2 protein-coding genes are annotated in these 1,209 nt (G+C 60.9%); both read left to right on the forward strand.

Translation table 11 applies throughout. The annotated features are described in order from the left end of the window. The coding region (locus Q4P78_RS09025; RefSeq protein WP_303340036.1) for a MaoC/PaaZ C-terminal domain-containing protein at window positions 1-384 on the forward strand (384 nt) is incomplete at its 5' end. Window positions 385-522: 138 nt separating this feature from the next. Further along, window positions 523-1,209: UDP-N-acetylmuramate dehydrogenase (locus Q4P78_RS09030; protein ID WP_303340037.1), on the forward strand; the 687-nt coding region annotated here is incomplete at its 3' end.

Raw genomic sequence — 1,209 nt, forward strand, 5'->3', positions numbered from 1 at the left:
GTGCGGTATGCGGGCGCATCCGGTGACTTCAACCCGATTCATTGGAACGAGCGTTTTGCCCAGTCCGTGGGGCTTTCCGGCGTGATCGCGCACGGTATGCTCACGATGGGCACCGCCGTGCAGCTGGTGAGCGACTGGGCGGGCGATCCGGGTGCAATCGTGGACTACCAGACCCGCTTCACCAAACCTGTGCCGGTGCCGGATGCGCCCGGTGGCGACAACCCGGACACCCCCACGAATGCGCTGACTATCACCGGCAAGGTAGGCGCCGTGGATGAGGATGCGCGCACGGCTCGCATCGACCTCACCGTTACCGCTGACGACGGTGAAGGCACCCAGCAGAAGGTTCTGATGAAGACTCAGGCCGTAGTGAAATTTGCCTAGCCCGCGCGCTTGCGGTCGATACTCTATGTGATTGTGCGTTGAATCATGGCAGACCCGCTCCGAATATGGGGTGGGTCTGCCATAAGGTTTAGCTGACCCTAACGGAATAAAACGTGACAGACCGGTATTCTTAAAGACATGACTGAAAAGCTGCTGAGTGAGATCACCACCGCCCAAGTTGGCGGCCCTGCCCGCACATACATCCGCGCCACGACTGAAGCCGAGATTGTCGAGGCTGTTTCCTCCGCCGATGCCGCCAACGAACCCGTGCTGATTGTGGGCGGCGGCTCAAACCTGCTGGTTTCCGATGCCGGGTTTGACGGTACCGTTGTGCATATTGCATCCACCGGGGTTGAGGAGCTGCCCATTCCCGCATGTGGCGGCGCGAATGTGCGTGTGCAGGCGGGTACCGTGTGGGATGATTTCGTGCAGTTGAGCATTGAAAAAGAGTGGTCTGGCCCGGCGGCGCTGTCGGGCATTCCCGGGACTGTGGGCGCAACCCCCGTGCAGAATGTGGGCGCCTACGGGGTGGAAGTTGGCGAGTTCATCGCGTCCGTGCGCACCTGGGACCGCCAGATTAACCAGTTTAAGACCTTCGCAAACGCCGATCTGCGTTTCGGCTACCGCGATTCAATCCTGAAGCAAAACATGGTGAACGGCTCGCCGCGCTATGTGGTGCTGACCGTGGATTTCCAGTTCACGCTCGGCAGCCTGTCTTCACCCATTAAATACGGCGAGCTGGCGAAGAGCCTGGGTGTGCAGGTGGGGGAGCGTGCCGAGTCTGCGCTGGTGCGGGATAAGGTGCTGGCGCTGCGCGCCTCCAAG

Origin of the sequence: Rothia sp. (in: high G+C Gram-positive bacteria) (genome assembly GCF_030540545.1) — a bacterium.
GTDB lineage: Bacteria > Actinomycetota > Actinomycetes > Actinomycetales > Micrococcaceae > Rothia.